The following is a 16,762-nucleotide window of genomic DNA, read 5'->3' as shown; positions in this document are numbered from 1 at the left end:
CCAAATACAAGGTCATCCGTCATGAAAAGATTATTGCCTACGTCCACCGCCGGCAGCCTGCCTAAACCATCCTGGCTGGCTCAGCCTGAAACGCTGTGGTCGCCGTGGAAACTGCAGGATCAGGAATTAATTGAGGGTAAACAGGACGCCCTGCGCCTGTCGCTGCACGAACAACAGCTGGCCGATATCGATATCGTCAGCGACGGCGAGCAGACTCGTCAGCACTTCGTCACCACCTTCATCGAGCACCTGGACGGCGTGGATTTTGAGAAGCGCGAAACCGTGCGTATTCGTAACCGCTACGATGCCAGCGTCCCGACCGTTGTCGGCGCCGTGGCTCGCCAGAAGCCGGTATTTGTGGAAGACGCTAAGTATCTTCGCAAGCTGACCAAACAGCCGATCAAGTGGGCGCTGCCTGGGCCGATGACCATGATCGACACGCTGTATGACAACCACTACAAAAGCCGTGAAAAGCTGGCCTGGGAATTCGCCAAGATCCTGAACCAGGAGGCGAAAGAGCTGGAAGCCGCCGGGGTGGACATCATTCAGTTCGATGAGCCAGCCTTCAACGTGTTCTTCGACGAAGTTAACGAGTGGGGCATTGCCACGCTGGAACGCGCCATCGAAGGTCTGAAGTGCGAAACCGCCGTGCACATCTGCTACGGCTACGGCATCAAAGCCAACACCGACTGGAAAAAGACGCTGGGCTCCGAGTGGCGTCAGTACGAAGAGGCGTTTCCAAAGCTGCAGACTTCGAACATCGATATCATCTCGCTGGAGTGCCACAACTCTCACGTGCCGATGGATCTGCTCGAGCTGATCCGTGGCAAGAAAGTGATGGTTGGCGCTATCGACGTGGCAAACCACGCCATTGAGACGCCGGAAGAAGTCGCCAACACGCTGCGTAAAGCGCTGCAGTTCGTCGATGCCGAAAATCTCTACCCTTCCACCAACTGCGGCATGGCTCCGCTGCCGCGTCAGGTAGCCAGAGGCAAACTGCACGCGCTAAGCGCAGGGGCCGAGATCGTTCGCAGAGAGATTCTGGGTAAATAACCGGAAGTTTATGTTGCCAGCCTGGCGGTTGAAAAATCGCCAGGCTTTTTTCGCCCTGCCAGCGCCCTATCCCGTCAATGCCCGCCCTGGCAAGTGATTTAATGCTCCAATACGCAACCCATCAAACTATTCAGACATGTATTATTAATCTGCTAACATGCAGCATTACTTGAATAAATACATTATAAATTAGCTGAGCAAATATTTTAAATATGTTGCATTCTATATTCCACGTTTCATCTTTGATGATTTAAAAAACCAGCCCACACCAAAATAAGATAAATATCACTCTTATTTTGTTCATGTCAGCACAAAAAATCAGCCAAAAATAATTTAACCCTACAAGACTGCCGTCAAGGCTATTAACGCTACAAATCCGCATAAAATAGACTCTGTGTTTTATAAGGAATATATTCCCACATCAAAAATAGTGGTTTTGACAAAAAAACAGTACCACTCTAACTTTCTAACTCACTCAGCAATTCTCTCGCCTTTTAGGTTTGCTCTGCCCGCTATTTAATTAGCTGTCTTTTAATGAGGAGTAGAAATATGGCTTGGACCTTTTATCTAACAATAACGAATGCCACGGACAGGGTGCTTGAAGTCGACAGTAGTTCTATCGAATGGGGAACCTGGTACCGGAACTCCGTAGATGGCCGGGGCCCCATTAGCATTGAACCTAACGCTACCGTTCAGGCCCTGGGTATCCGTGCGGCCAGGGGAACATGGACGGGGTATGAATGCCACGCGCAATGGAAAGACAAAGTACCTCCCGGGCAAAAAGGCTATGGCGCAGTTTCTCTCATGATCGATGTTCCTTTTAGCGGCTCTAACGACTCAAGCCTGGTTGCAGGCGGAGCCCTGACCGCAAGCGGATGGACGGATTTACCCGGCGGAGGCCATGACTTTAGTCGTTCGATAACGATCCGAGCCGGGCGAGACAAGAAATTGTTGATACTGGATGAAGGAGTAATCCCGGTGAAAGTACAAAAGACTGATGCTGTCGAGGAAGAATATCGTACCTGGCTGCTTGAGCTGGCGGCAAAAAACCCGGACGTTCGCAACTGGAGCGACGTCGAGAAAGATTTACAGGCCATTGATGATTTCAACCCGCTGCAGTACATCCCTGACGGACCTTACCTGACGAAGCGACTGCTGGCTCGCTCAGAGCCTCTGGTGGTAGAACCCGCGCTTTGGGAAGGTATTGGCGATGTGGATTACCCCACGCCCTATGCGCAAGACCTGTTTATCGACGAATATTTTGCCGTGGCAATTTACAGCGTGGGAAATAACCCGCGTACCTTTATTAACGTTCCTGCTGGCTCAACACGCAGCACCAGTGAGAAAGTTACTGTCACTTCAGCCATTAAAAATGTTCTGACCGTCAACTGGTCACTCAAGACTTCTCTTTCCGAAAAAGCCGCAGACCCTATTACAGGATCAGAAGTGGCTTCCAGTATGGATATGGAATTCGGCGTGACCAATGTGCTGGAAGTAAGCCGTGAATCCGTAACCGAAAAAATCGTAGAAGAGTCCTTCACCGCGCCGCCAGACAGCGATGTACTGATTGTTCCCTGGGTATTTAGCACAGCGGTAGTGATTTATCGCCGCACTAAAAAAGGTAACGTCAGCCTGGTCGCCGTCTCCGAATGGGCGCAAATGCAATTCTTTAAAAGCTACAGAGTACAAACCCTGTTCAAACTTGAATCTGGAGATGCGTCATGAAAACACTCGTTATGGCAATACTCACCGCTATTCTATTCCAGGGCATGGCCCTGGCGGATACGCAAAACCCGGCATCCGGAGCTTTGCCTGCTAATGAAAAACCACCTCTTGTTCAGACAGACGACGAACATAAAACCAGCAAGGAAAATGCCGATCGTAATGAATGCTGGTCAGCCAGAAATTGTAGCGGCAAGATCCTTAATAATAAGGATGCGCATAACTGCAAAAACTCCGGGGGTAAATCCTGGCGGGGTAAAAACTCCAGCCAATGCACTAATCTTTAATTTATAGATACCGAAGAAACTATCCTGTCTTTAGATATTATGGACAGGATAGTTTTGGCGAGTGATATAGCTTCATTCATCTACTGATGAATCCAGATACCGCTCAGATTTCAAGTGCAGCAACGATCGCAGCTTCCATTTTCTCCGGAGTCGTAAGCGGTGCAAAACGCTTGAGCGGCTTCCCGTCACGCCCAATCAGGAACTTGGTGAAGTTCCACTTGATTCGTCCCCCCAACACGCCCGGCAATTCATTTTTCAGATAACGAAACACCGGATGCGCTGCGGTTCCGTTGACCTCGACTTTTGCAAACATCGGGAAGCTAACACCGTAGTTAATATGGCAGGTCCGCGCGATGTCATCGGCGTCGCCGGGTTCCTGCTTACCAAACTGATTACAGGGGAAACCAAGCACCACCAGCCCCTGCGCGGCGTACTTCTTATAGAGCGCTTCAAGGCCCGCGTATTGCGGCGTAAAGCCACACTGGCTGGCGGTGTTCACCACCAGAACCAGCTTGCCCGCATAATCAGACATGGAAATCTGTTGGCCGGTGAGGCTGGTGGCCGTCAGTTGATGAAAGGGGTTCATGTTGGAGTCCTTAGAGCTTGTCGACATTGCCACACCGTATACAGGCTCTTTTCATTCAGGCCAAACGTTGCAACATAACATCATAGGTGACGTGAATAACCTTAGCCGAATGTCCCTGTTTGTGTCTTTATTTCGGCCAGCAGCCAGCGTTCAAAATCTCTTAATGCGGAGTCGTTGATTCCCGTTTCTACCGGTTGAACTAAACAGAATTTTTTACTCAACGAGTCTGATTCCGGCCACGGCGCAACCAGCCTGCCGTTGTCGAGTTCTTGTGCAACGTACATGCGCGGCACCAGGGCAACGCCCTGCCCGGCCAATGCGGCAGCAATGGCCATTTCATGAAGATCGTACCGGGCGCCCTGCGCCAGATTATCAAGGCTTATTCCCGTTTCACGGGCATAGTGATGCCATGCGTCCGGGTTCAATCGTCGGTGAATTCTTGGTAAATCCTTCAACTGCCCCTTTCCCTCATGGCCTGTTAACAAAGCCGGGTGGCAGACAGGAACCAGTTTTTCCTCAAAGAGAAATTGCACGCGCATTCCGGCCCACGCGGCATGCTCAAAATGCACGACGGCATCAAAACCGCTTCCGCTCAGAACGAAAGGATCGGTTCTGGCGGCAATATTTAACGTGATGTCCGGATGTAAGGCGGTAAAACGGCTCAGCCGGGGGATAAGCCACCGGCTCGAAAATGTTGGCAGCGCGGCAATATCCAGGCTCCGGCTGTCCCTGGGCATACCCATTATGTACTGAGTATCTCTTTCAATTCGCTCAAGCGTTTCGCGAACATGGCAGGCATAACGCGTGCCGACAGGGTTGAGTTTTACGCGGCTCCCTGCCCGGTCAAATAATTTGCAGTCCAGTAAAGATTCAAGGCGCGCAATCTGGCGGCTAATAGCCCCTTCTGTCAGCGAAAGCTCCTCGGCGGCTCGGGCAAAATTACCGTGCCGGGCAGCCGCCTCAAAAGCCTGCAGGGATGTGCTGCTGGGAATTTTTCTACGCATACGCCTCCAGATGGGGGACAGGCAACGAACACTTAATGACTAAATGTCACTGAATGATGAAATAATATCGATTCATTAGCGAAAATACAGCCGGTAGCATGATAAAAAATCACTGAGGCCTGTATGAAACATTTATCTTTTCCATCCTGCCAGATTGGCGATTTTCTGGTTACCGCCCTAAGTGATGGCGCTATGCCAGCGAGCCTGGATTTACTCTCTGGCATCGACATCGCTGAAGCCGAAGCCATCCAGCAGAGTGCTGGCCTCGCTGAGCCTGGCCATATTCATATCAACTGTTATCTGATTCGCGGCAAGGGGCGAACCCTTCTGGTGGATGCGGGTACTGGCGGGAGGAACAATGTGGGCGGGCAACTGAGAGCCAACCTTGCGGCTCTTAAGATCTGCCCTGATGATATAGACGCTGTCTTGTTGACTCACTGCCACCCCGACCATATTGGTGGCCTGCTGGATGCTGAAGGAAACCCTGTCTATAAAAATGCGGAACTTCATCTGCACCCGCTTGAAGCAGATTACTGGCGGGATGATGAAAAACAAAGAGGCGCTAACGAGCGGGGAAAACTTAACTTCAGGCTGGCCCGCCAAACACTAGAGGCGTACGCATCAAATCTGCATTTTTTTACCGGGGGTGAAATCACGAAGGGCATTCTCCCGGTATGGTTACCGGGCCACACGCCCGGTCACACCGGCTTTCGCATCGATGCGGACGATAAAGGCTTACTCATATGGGGCGACATCGTTCATTACCCGCAAATTCAGTCAGCGCAGCCGAACGTTTCCATTCTTTTTGATGTTGATCCGATGCAAGCCGCAGAAACACGGAAAAATGTGCTGCAGCAATCCGCGAGGGAAAAATTGCTGATTGCTGGCATGCATCTGGACCAAACCGGGTTTGCTACCCTCGACATGGTTGATGATTGTTACCCTATTTCCTATGCTTTAGCGTCAATGGATACGCATGCTGTCCCCACGGCCTCCCCGCAATCCGAGCCTTAAGCAGCTCGATAAACTTCTGCGCCCTTGGACTTCTTTCTGCCTGTGAGGCGCCGCTCAGCGCCACGATGTCGGCATCCGGCAGCGTATATTCCGGCAGCAGTCTCACCAGCTCGCCGAGGTGAATTTGCGGCAGCACGTCCCACTCGGAGCGCATGATGATTCCCCTGCCCGCCAGCGCCCACTCTTTTACCACCCGTCCCTCATTGCTTGCCAGCTTTGGCGAAATACGCTGCGGGCAGTCCCCTTGTGGACCGGAGAAACGCCACAGCGTGACGTCTTCGCTGTTTTCCCGCAGCGCAATACAGTCGTGATCTACAAGCTGTTCCGGCGTCAGCGGCGTACCTTTTCGGTTCAGGTATTCCGGAGAAGCGCAGATAAAGCGTTGGTTCGGCGCAAGCTTAATGCAGTGCATACTTGAGTCGCGCAGCTCACCGATGAAAATCACCAGATCCCATTTGTGCAGCGTCGCCCAGTGCGGGTCATCGGATAGCGTCAGCTCTACTTCGAGGTTTTCATGCTGCGCGGCATATTCCCCCAGCAGTGGAGCAATATAATCGTTGCCAAACCCCAGCGGAGCCAGCACGCGCAGTTTGCCTCTTACCTGCTGCCGTCTGTCGTCCAGCGTCGACTGCAGGCCGGCCAGCTCGGCAAGAATTTTCTCCGCCCGGCTTAGCAGCAGCGAGCCTTCATCGGTGAGCGATACCTGCCGCGAGGGGCGCAGAATAAGATCGACGCCAAGCTTGCGCTCCAGCCCGCGTAGCCGCTGGGTGACAGAGGGCGGCGTGACGTTCAGCGCCCTTGCGGCGGCGGCCAGCGTGCTGTGGGTGGCGATGGTGCGGAAGAAAGAGAGATCGTCGCTGCTTATCATTAACTTGAAACCTAATCATTAATTGCTTTTATATTAATTTATACCTAATCAGCCGGATGGCAACATGGCCTTTCCCACGACAGGAGACACGCTATGCCCGCTAACTGGATGACCACCCTTGATACCCCTTTTTTGCTGATCGAGAAAAGCAAATACCTGCGCAATATTGAGCGGCTTTACTCCCGCATTCACGCCTTAGGAAGCGTGGTCCGGCCGCATCTGAAAACGCTGCGCTCTATTGAGGCCGCTAGCTATCTGCTTGCACAAGGCGATTCTCCGGCCACGGTTTCGACGCTTGCCGAGGCTGAGGCATTTGCCGCCGCGGGCTACACCAATCTGCTTTACGCCGTGGGCATCGCGCCCCACAAACTTCCCCGCGCGGCGGCGCTGATGGCTAAAGGCGTGAACCTGCATATCCTGCTCGACAGCGAGCCGCAGGCCGACGCCGTAGCCGCATTTGGCAAAGAGCATGGCCTCAAATTTTCGGTTTTTATTGAAGTGGATTGCGACGGTCACCGGGGCGGACTCCCGCCCCACAGCGACATGCTTGTAACGCTTGCCCGCATCATTGAAGAAAGCGGTTCAACGCTGACCGGGCTGCTGGCCCATGCCGGAGAGTCATACAGCTGCCGCACCGACGAAGCTATTTTAGCCGCCGCCAGAGCCGAATGCGCCGCGATCAAAACCGCCGGTGACCGCCTACGAGCACACGGTTACGCCTGCCCGATATTAAGCGTTGGCGCGACGCCGACCGCCCACTTTGCGGACGATCTTTCCGGCATAACCGAAGTCAGAGCCGGGGTGTTTACCACCTTCGACCTGGTGATGAAAAACGTCGGCGTCTGCCGCCTGGAGGATATTGCGATTAGCGTTGTCACCACGGTTATCGGGCACAATAAAGAAAAAGGCTGGGTGTTTATCGATGCCGGATGGATGGCGCTTTCCCGCGACAGGGGTACGGCGTCCCAAAGCCAGGACTACGGCTATGGGCTGGTGTGCAGCCTGAGCGGCGATCCCTACGAAAACCTGCTGGTTACCACCACCAACCAGGAACATGGGATTATTGCCCTGCCGCCAAACGCTGCCTTTACCGTCGATGATTTCCCCGTCGGCAGCCGGGTACGTATTCTGCCCAACCACGCGTGTGCCACCGCCGCTATGCATCTGCAATATCAGGTTTTGAGCGACGATGGTCAGGGGCACGAGGTCTGGCAGCGGATCGTCGGCTGGTAAAGTGACGGCAGGCCATTGACAATGCGATGGCCTGCGCACTTTTTAATCACACGTGGTAGGATAGAAAACATTCATTGAAAGGTTGATCATCATGTCTTTTATCGATTACGCAATGAAGCTCCTCGCCGGGGGGTCGTCAACAGCTACGGTAACCTGCCCTGTATGCGGCTTTAAATCTACGCAACCCCGTTCAAAAATTCGTTTGAAGCAGGCCATGCTTTGCCCTGGATGTAAGTCCTTATTTGTCGCGCCTCGCTGATCTTCAGGCTCGTTTTATTACAAAATTCGTGTTCTATACTTAAAGATTGATACAGCAGCTGTAAAATCCCTGATGCCTCACGCCCATCCTGAGAGAACGTTTCTGAACTGATTTCGCAACTGCTCCTGCGCGTTTACGTCGCATCAGAGCAAACCTATGAAAATGAATCCTAAGGCGTGGCTTAGCCGCACCCGTGCCCAGCCACCAGCAGCCGGCCTCGTCCCGTTCCCGGCCAACGACCCTACGGTTGAATCCGAACTTTTTTCCACGCCGCAAATGGAGCGCTACGGGCAGAAGCTAGCCCGTTCACATAAGTTATCTCCTGACAGACAGCCTTACTACCTGCTTAAACGGCTTGGCGACAATGAGACAATCATTACGCAAAACTGCTATCTGCTAAATGCCGGGAAAAAAGCCAGCGTAATGCCCGCCGGAGAGTGGCTGCTGGACAATTACTATCTGATTGAGGAACAGATCCGCATCGTACGCCAGCATCTGCCGAATAACTTTGGTAAAGGGCTACCGGCGCTGGCTCCGCCGCATCATTGCCCGCGTATTTATGATATCGCGGCCGAAGCCATTGCCCACGGAGATGGGCGCTGGGACACAGCCAGCCTGACCGGCTATATCACCGCCTACCAGCAGGAAACGCCTCTTACGCTTGGAGAGATCTGGGCGTTACCCGGCATGCTTAGGCTGGCCTTAATTGAGAACCTCCGCCGGGTAAGTATCGATGTGGTAAAAGCCCAGCAGGAACGCAACCTGGCCGACAGTTGGGTAAGCAAAATCTTCGAGTGTGCAGAGAATGCTCCTGCGGACGTGATCATGGTTGTTGCCGACATGGCGCGTTCCCAGCCGCCGCTGAGCAGCGCCTTTGTCGCCGAGCTGGTACGTCGCCTGCAGGGACACGGCAATATGCTGGCGCTGCCCCTGAGCTGGATTGAGCAACGACTTGCCGCACAAGGTGTCACTCCCGATATTTTGATCCATAACTTTAATCAGCAGCTTGCCGCCAGTCAGCTCTCTGTCAGCAACAGTATTGCCGGTTTGCGTTTACTCAGCGAAACCAACTGGGAGGATTTTGCCGAGACCATGAGCATCGTGGAACAGACCCTGCGCCAGGATCCCGCCGCTATCTATCCCCTGATGCATTTTGATACCCGCGACAATTATCGCCATGTGGTTGAGATCCTCGCCAGGGATAGCCGTTTCAGCGAACAGGAAGTCGCTCAGCTTGTACTTGACCTGTCCCGCCAGGCTTCGGCCAACATGTCAGGCCATCATATTGGCTACTATCTGGTGGGTGAAGGCCGACAGCACCTTGAAAGACAACTGTCTGCAGATACCTCACTCCTCATCCGCCTACGGCATAGCTTCACCAAAATCCCTCTGCTTTCGTGGCTTGGCAGCCTGAGTTTATTGACCACCGCGGCGGTGGCCGAAATTTTGTACCAGACCTCAGAACAGGGAACAGGTTGGCTACTGATACCGCTGGCCGCACCGCTTATCGTCGCGGTAAGCCAGGTAATGAGTGACCTGCTCAGTGAAATGACTACCCGCTTTCGTACGCCCCGGCCGCTACCGCGAATGGATTATTCTGCCGGGATCCCTGCGGATTCGGCGACCATGGTCGTTATTCCCTGCCTGTTGACCAGTCGGCAAGGCATCAGCAAACTCGTGACCAGCCTGGAGGTTTGCCAGATCGGTAATCCCAGCGAAAACCTCTGCTTTGCCCTGTTGACCGACTTTGCAGATTCGACGCATGAAGACTCGCCGGAAAACGCAGCCTTCCTTGAGCTTGCTCGCTCACAGATAGCGGATCTCAACCGGCGCTATCCGGCCAGCCGCCCACGCTTTTATTTGCTTCACCGGGCGCCGGAGTGGAACCCGCAGCAAAAGGTGTGGATGGGCTATGAGCGCAAACGAGGCAAGCTGGCGTTGCTGAACAGCTGGTTACGCCACCCCGATGCACAATTCTCCAGCATGGCCGGTATGCCTGCCCACCTGCTACCGGAGAGCGTCAAATATGTCATTACGCTGGACAGCGACACACTCCTGCCCCGTGACACAGCGCATAAGCTGGTCGCCACGATGAGTCACCCGCTGAACCGCCCGCAGTATGATCCTCAGCGCCAGCGGGTGGTTAAAGGCTACGGCATTTTACAACCTGGGCTGGCGGAAGAAATGCCTCGCAATGGCCAGGGGCGCTATGCCGCAATGTGCAGCAGCATACCGGGTAATAACCCTTATTCGATGATGTCATCAGATATCTACCAGGATCTGTTCGGGGAGGGTTCGTTCGTTGGCAAGGGCATTTACGACGTCGATATTTTTGTGCTAGCCACACAAAATACCTGCCCCGAAAATCTGGTACTCAGCCATGATTTACTGGAAGGCTGCTATGCCCGTTCAGGGCTGCTGAGCGAAGTGTTGCTGTATGAGCAGTATCCGAATAACTATCTGTCGGACGTCATGCGTCGTACCCGATGGATCCGCGGCGACTGGCAATTGCTGAACTGGCTGAAGCTCCATGTTAAAAAAGCGGATGGCACCCGCGATAAAAACCAATTATCCGCCCTCTCTTACTGGAAATTATTCGATAACCTGCGCCGCAGCCTGGTGGCCCCCTCGTTTCTGGCGTTGCTGTTTTGCACATTGTTATGGGTACCCAATCCTCTGTACTGGCTGGGCGTACTGGCGCTGGCGTGGCTACTGCCAACGGCATTGGCCGTTAGCCAGGATCTGATCGCCAAGCCGGCCCAACGATCTTTAAGCCGGCACCTGCTGCAGGTCGCAGGCGGAGCACAGAGGCGGCTTTCCCGCAGCGGGCTAAGTATCGTCACGCTGCCGCATGAGGCAGGGTACTCGCTGTACGCTATTGCAGTCACCCTGTGGCGGCTGGGGTTCAGCAAGCGTAATTTGAACCAATGGGCCAGTTTCAACCCGGACAATGAACCGTCAAAAATCTCCCCGATCCGCTTTTACCGTGCCATGTGGCTAAACCTGGCGAGCGGCGTGGCCTTAACGGTGCTGACGGCCCATTTTTCTCCCTCTCTCTCGGTCATCTCGCTGCCGCTCAGCATTGCCTGGTGTCTCGCGCCGCTGCTTCTGAGCTGGATGAGCCGGCAGCCTGTACGCCAGGCATTTTCAGCAAATAAAGAACAAACGCTGCTGCTACGTCAGACCAGTCGTGAAATCTGGGCCTTTTTTGAAACCTTCGCCACTGAGGAGGAAAACTGGCTGCCGCCGGACAACTATCAGGAAATTCCACAGCCGCGAGTAGCACACCGCACCTCACCCACCAATATTGGCCTCTCATTGCTGGCCAACCTTACCGCCTGGGATTTTGGTTATCTACCGTCCGGGGATGTTCTGCAGCGCATAACCCTTACCCTCGACTCGCTGGATAAGATGGAGCATTTTCGCGGCCATTTGTATAACTGGTATGACACCCAAACCCTTGCCCCGCTCAATCCTCGCTATGTTTCAAGCGTAGACAGCGGCAATATGGCAGGCCACTTACTGACCCTGCGTGAAGGACTCTCCGCCCTGCGCGATATGCCTGTATTAAATGCGTCACGGCTGCTGGCGGGGCTTGACGACACGCTAGGAATTCTTGAAAAACACTGGGGCCAGCATGCCCCAACTGAATTGAGACTACTGCGTAAGCACTGCCTGAGCGCGGCCTTACTGCCACCGGCGCGTCTGTTAGCCGAGCTTAAAAACATGCGCAGTCAAAGCAATCACCTGTCTGCGTCGTATCATCAGGACAACAAGCTGGTGCTCCGCTGGCTCGAACATTTAAAGCGCCAGCTCGTACAACACTGCCAGGAATGGTCACATCTTCTGGCCTGGTTACCGCAGAGTTATAGCGACCCTACGCTGCCGTCTCTGAACTGGCTTGCCCGTGCGAAATTTGCCGGTGAAGGCACGCCCCCCGCCTCGGCTATCGCCCTGGCACGTCTGCGGCTGGACATCATCACCGAGCTTGAACAGCGGCTGAGCGAGCATGCGCGAATGGACTTTACCTTCCTCTATAGCAAAGTCACCAATCAGCTCAGCATCGGCTACAACAGCGACGGTAATTCGCTGGATAAAAGCCAGTACGACCTGCTGCCATCTGAAATTCGCCTGACCAGTTTTGTTGCCATCGCCACTAACCAGCTCCCGCTTAAAAGCTGGTATGCGCTCGGGAGGCTATTCACCACCATTGATAACGATACCGCGTTGATGTCCTGGAGCGGCTCAATGTTTGAGTATCTGATGCCCAATCTGGTGATGCCGGCCTGGTCCGGCAGTCTGCTAGAAAAAATGAGCCAGTCGGCAGTGATGCGCCAGATCCACTGGGGAAAAGAGCGTGGCGTGCCCTGGGGCGTGTCAGAGTCCGGCTATCATGCATTTGATGTTCAACAAAACTATCAATATCAGGCATTTGGCGTTCCCGGCCTGGGCCTGCGTCGCGGGCTGGCAGACGATATGGTGATTGCCCCTTACGCCACGCTACTGGCGCTGATGGTTTCCCCGCAAAAAGCCTGCGAAAATCTGGCTGCACTGGAAAAAAACGGCGCCCGCGGAGAATACGGTTTCTATGAGGCGCTGGACTATACCGCGTCCCGGCTGGCAACCGGCCAGCTGTACGCCGTGGTGCAGTCATGGATGGCACACCACCAGGGTATGGCGTTTCAGGCGCTGGCTCACGTGCTGCTGGATGCCCCGATGGCGGACCGCTTTATGTCCAGTCCCGCCTTTCGCTCTGCCAGCCTTCTCCTCCAGGAGCGGGTACCGGATTCAGTCGATCTTTACAGCCCGCGCCGCCACTTTGAGTCCCACGAAGGCAGAGTGAAGCCTGTTCGCTATGAACCCCGCTGTTTCACCGCGGCTGAGGGCCCTGCGCCCGAGGTTCAGCTGTTATCCAACGGACATTATCACCTGATGATAACCCCCGCGGGAGGAGGCTACAGCCGTTGGAACGACATCGCCCTTACCCGCTGGCGTAGCGATAGCACAAGCGACTGCTGGGGAACGTTCTGTTATATCAGCGATCCGCAAACCGGCGAGATATGGAGTAACACCTGCCAGCCTATGGACGAAGCATATGCCGGTGATGAAGCGATCTTTACCGATGCTGGCGCGGAATTTAAACGAACCCTCGGTACGCTTGGCGTCCGGACGCAGGTGGTTGTGTCACCCGAAGACAATATAGAATTAAGGAGGATCACGCTGCAGCATCGGGGGCGTCAGCCACGTACCCTGGAGCTGACGACCTACGCAGAAGTGGTATTGGCTCCTGCCGACAGCGACCTGGCACACCCTGCGTTCAGCAATCTGTTTATCCAAACGGAGCTGATTCCCGCGCAGGACGCCATTTTGTGCCATCGCAGACCGCGCTCTCAGAACGAAAAAAGCCCGGTCCTGTTCCACATGATGGTGGTGCATGGCGGCAGCCGCAAGAGCGCCTCGTTTGAAACCGACAGGGCAAAATTCCTCGGGCGCGGCAGGGATGCAGCCAATGCCCTGGCTGCCGAAGAAAACGGCCCTCTCAGCAACACCTCCGGGCCTGTACTTGATCCCATCCTGGCTATCCGGCAGTCCATCATCCTGCAGCCAGGGCAGCAGGTAACCGTTGATATCATCTACGGTATCAGCGAAAACCGTCAGCAAAGCCTGGCCCTCCTGGAAAAATATCGCGATCGCCGTATTGCGGACCGTGTTTTTGAGCTGGCGTGGTCCCACAGTCGGGTAGTATTACGGCAAATTAACGCCAACGAAGATGATGCCGCACTGTTTAACCGTCTTGCCAGCGCCGTGCTTTTCCCCTGCCCGGAACTGCGTGCTGACGGCCAGATCCTCTGCCGTAACCGACGCGGTCAGTCTGGCCTGTGGGGGTGGACAATTTCTGGCGATCTGCCGATTGTGTTGCTCAACGTCACCAGCGAGGAGAGTATTCTCTCCATCACCACGCTTATTCAGGCCCACCGCTACTGGCGACTAAAAGGACTGGCAGTAGACCTGGTTATTCTAAATGACGGCCCCGGTGGCTATCAGCAAGTGTTGCAAAATCAGATTATGGACCTGATTTATGCCGGGTCCGAAGCCAGCCTGCTCGATAAGTCGGGCGGTATTTTTGTCCGTAATGCCGAGCACCTTTCCGCAGAAGACAAGCTGCTGCTTATGAGCGTGGCACACCTGTATCTGGACGATCGCGCAGGCGAGCTTAACGAGCAGCTCGATCGCCGTATTCATATTGTTAAAACGGCCCCGAGGGCGTTTGTTCCGCATATGGCGCCCGGCGTGAATCAGCATACTCCATGGTCACCAGATACCAGCCAACTGCTTCATTTCAATGGGTTCGGTGGTTTTTCTCAGGATGGCCGGGAGTACCAAATTGTACTCAGGGAAAATTCGCCTACGCCCGCCCCCTGGTCCAACGTATTGGCAAACCGAGACTTTGGTAGCGTGCTGTCAGAGGCAGGGCAAGCCTACAGCTGGTATGAAAATGCGCATGAATATCGCCTGACCCCGTGGGAAAACGATCCCGTCAGCGACCGCAGCGGCGAAGCTTTTTATCTACGCGATGAAGAAACCGGCGCGTGCTGGTCACCGACCCCACTGCCGATACGCGGCCAGGGAGACTATCTGACCCGCCATGGTTTTGGCTACAGCGTATTTGCCCATCGCGAGAAAGGCATAGACAGTGAGCTCACGGTGCTGGTCGCCGGGCAGGCCCCGGTTAAGCTCGCAATCCTGACGCTCAGTAACAACTCAGGACGCACTCGTAAACTCTCCGTCACCGGTTATGTAGAGTGGACGTTAGGCGAGTCGCGCACCCGCTCCGCTCTTCATATCGTTACCCAGCCGACTGGCCTCGCGGGCGTTTGCGGCATCATGGCAAATAACTTTTACGGCGGTAATGGTGCAGAACGAACCGCATTTTTTGCCGTTACCGGCCCACACTGCTCGCTAACGGGCGATCGCCGCGAGTTTATTGGCCGCAATGGCTCCCTGAAAAATCCGGCCGCAATGCACATGCGCAGGCTGTCTGATAAAACCGGTGCCGGCCTGGATCCTTGCGGTGCGGTGCAATCCGCAGCGACGTTAATCGATGGCGATCAGAAGACATTTGTTTTCGTGCTGGGCATTGGCGAGGATCAAACGCAGGCCCGGGCGACACTCACCCGCTATTTGCATGAAGATACGGCCCGGGAAGAGCTGAACAACGTTCACCGATACTGGCACAATGTGCTCGATAAAATCGTTGTCCATACCCCGGACAGCGGCGTTAATTTACTGGTCAACGGCTGGTTGCTGTACCAGACCATAGCCTGTCGCCTGATGGCGCGCAGCGGTTACTACCAGTCAGGCGGCGCATTTGGTTTCCGCGATCAGTTGCAGGATACGTTGGCTCTGAGTCATGCTGCGCCGGAACGGCTGCGCGAACAAATCGTACTGTGTGCCTCGAGGCAGTTTATCGAGGGCGACGTCCAGCACTGGTGGCACCCTCCTCACGGCAACGGCGTTCGTACACGCTGTTCGGATGATTACCTCTGGCTCCCTTTGGCCGTCTGCCACTATGTGACAACCACGGGAGATAACGTCGTGCTGGAACAACGCATCCCTTATCTGGAAGGCCGCCAGCTCCAGCCTGGCGAAGAGTCCGTGTACGATAGGCCTGTGACCAGCACCTGCGAAGAAACGCTATGGTTGCACTGCGTAAAAGCCATTAAGCACGGGCTGCGGTTTGGCCCGCATGGCCTGCCGCTAATGGGCGCAGGTGACTGGAATGACGGCATGAACCTGGTGGGCATTGAAGGCAGAGGTGAAAGCGTCTGGCTTGGGTTCTTCCTGTATGACATTTTACAGCGCTTCGCGGACCTTGCAGAGCAGCGTCGGGACGCTGATATTGCTTCACTGTGCCGCACGCAAGCGCTACGTTTGCAGCAACAGCTTGAGGCCACCGCCTGGGACGGAGAATGGTACCGGCGAGGATATTTTGACGAGGGCACCCCTCTTGGCTCTAAAGCCTCACAGGACTGCCGAATTGACGCTATCGCACAGAGCTGGTCGGTGCTGTCCGGAGCCGCCAGTCCGGCGCGCAGCGAGCAAGCCATGCAGGCCCTGGACAAGCACCTTGTGGATGAAGATGCCGGGTTGATTAAACTGTTAACGCCGCCGTTCGACGGCCATGGGCCTAACCCTGGCTATATCCAGGGTTATCTGCCGGGCGTGAGGGAAAACGGCGGGCAATATACGCACGGAGCTATCTGGGCAGTTATGGCGTTTGCCAGAATGGGCAATGCAGAGCGAGCCTGGCGGCTGTGGTCGCTTATCAGTCCGATAAATCACACAGGAAACTCCGCCTCAGTCGGCATATATAAAGCGGAACCTTATGTAATGAGCGCGGATGTTTATAGCGTCAAGCCACATACAGGGCGGGCGGGATGGAGCTGGTATACCGGTTCCGCTGGCTGGGCATATCGGCTCCTTACGGAGGAGCTACTGGGGATTACATGTTACGCCACCACCTTTACGGTTCACGCTCGGCTGCCGCATCACTGGCCGTCTGTTTTTATGAATTACCAATACAAATCAAGCAAGTATGAGATAACTATTACTCGAGGTGGTGAAGATTACCAGGTTGCCCTTGACGGTGTGACGCTGCCGGACGACAACATTCCGCTACTTGATGACGGGCAAAATCACCGGGTTGATATTATTCAGCGCTGAGGTGGCACTCAG

The 16,762-nt window shown here is 54.7% G+C and carries 10 protein-coding genes; 7 read left to right on the top strand and 3 right to left on the bottom strand.

Going from position 1 to position 16,762, the window contains the following annotated elements:
• Positions 1-21: 21 nt before the first annotated feature.
• The 3 genes from ACE38U_RS14755 (at position 22) to ACE38U_RS14745 (ending at position 3,062) form a co-directional block, all read left to right on the top strand.
• Entirely contained in the window at positions 22-1,053 is a 1,032-nt protein-coding gene (locus ACE38U_RS14755) for a methionine synthase (RefSeq protein ID WP_038472952.1), read from the top strand.
• Positions 1,054-1,602: 549 nt separating this feature from the next.
• Entirely contained in the window at positions 1,603-2,778 is a 1,176-nt protein-coding gene (locus ACE38U_RS14750) for a hypothetical protein (RefSeq protein WP_038472954.1), read from the top strand.
• On the top strand, positions 2,775-3,062 hold the full coding sequence (locus ACE38U_RS14745) for a hypothetical protein (RefSeq protein WP_375530031.1): 288 nt from the start codon (positions 2,775-2,777) through the stop codon (positions 3,060-3,062). The genes ACE38U_RS14750 and ACE38U_RS14745 overlap by 4 nt, the downstream gene beginning before the upstream one ends.
• Before the next feature lie 103 nt (positions 3,063-3,165).
• Here the strand turns inward: ACE38U_RS14745 and ACE38U_RS14740 are convergent, their stop codons facing one another.
• Both ACE38U_RS14740 and ACE38U_RS14735 read right to left on the bottom strand, forming a co-directional pair.
• A complete protein-coding gene (locus tag ACE38U_RS14740; protein ID WP_176982933.1) occupies positions 3,166-3,648 on the bottom strand; it encodes a glutathione peroxidase in 483 nt (160 codons plus the stop codon).
• A 101-nt stretch (positions 3,649-3,749) separates the two neighbouring features.
• Positions 3,750-4,652: a LysR substrate-binding domain-containing protein gene (locus ACE38U_RS14735; RefSeq protein ID WP_375530030.1), complete on the bottom strand. Its 903-nt coding sequence runs from the start codon at positions 4,650-4,652 to the stop codon at positions 3,750-3,752.
• Between the two features lie 123 nt (positions 4,653-4,775).
• On the opposite strand from ACE38U_RS14735, the gene ACE38U_RS14730 reads away from it, so the two are divergent.
• Positions 4,776-5,666 carry an MBL fold metallo-hydrolase gene (locus tag ACE38U_RS14730; protein ID WP_375530029.1) on the top strand — a complete coding sequence of 297 codons (891 nt, stop codon included), beginning with the start codon at positions 4,776-4,778 and terminating at the stop codon, positions 5,664-5,666.
• Here the strand turns inward: ACE38U_RS14730 and ACE38U_RS14725 are convergent.
• Positions 5,596-6,534: a LysR family transcriptional regulator gene (locus ACE38U_RS14725; RefSeq protein ID WP_375530028.1), complete on the bottom strand. Its 939-nt coding sequence runs from the start codon at positions 6,532-6,534 to the stop codon at positions 5,596-5,598. The genes ACE38U_RS14730 and ACE38U_RS14725 overlap by 71 nt on opposite strands.
• Positions 6,535-6,627: 93 nt before the next feature.
• Between ACE38U_RS14725 and ACE38U_RS14720 the strand changes: the two genes are divergently transcribed.
• The 3 genes from ACE38U_RS14720 (at position 6,628) to ACE38U_RS14710 (ending at position 16,750) form a co-directional block, all read left to right on the top strand.
• The gene (locus ACE38U_RS14720; RefSeq protein ID WP_375530027.1) at positions 6,628-7,767 is read left to right on the top strand and encodes a DSD1 family PLP-dependent enzyme; all 1,140 of its coding nucleotides are present in this window, start codon (positions 6,628-6,630) and stop codon (positions 7,765-7,767) included.
• 91 nt (positions 7,768-7,858) lie between these two features.
• Positions 7,859-8,026 carry a YnfU family zinc-binding protein gene (locus ACE38U_RS14715; RefSeq protein ID WP_375530026.1) on the top strand — a complete coding sequence of 56 codons (168 nt, stop codon included), beginning with the start codon at positions 7,859-7,861 and terminating at the stop codon, positions 8,024-8,026.
• A 156-nt stretch (positions 8,027-8,182) separates the two neighbouring features.
• Positions 8,183-16,750: a glycoside hydrolase family 94 protein gene (locus ACE38U_RS14710; protein WP_375530025.1), complete on the top strand. Its 8,568-nt coding sequence runs from the start codon at positions 8,183-8,185 to the stop codon at positions 16,748-16,750.
• Positions 16,751-16,762: the final 12 nt, after the last annotated feature.

Source organism: Cedecea selenatireducens, from assembly GCF_042138895.1.
Classification (GTDB): domain Bacteria; phylum Pseudomonadota; class Gammaproteobacteria; order Enterobacterales; family Enterobacteriaceae; genus Cedecea; species Cedecea selenatireducens.
The sequence above is the reverse complement of the archived record's forward strand: the minus strand, read 5'-3'. Positions and strand labels throughout refer to the sequence as shown.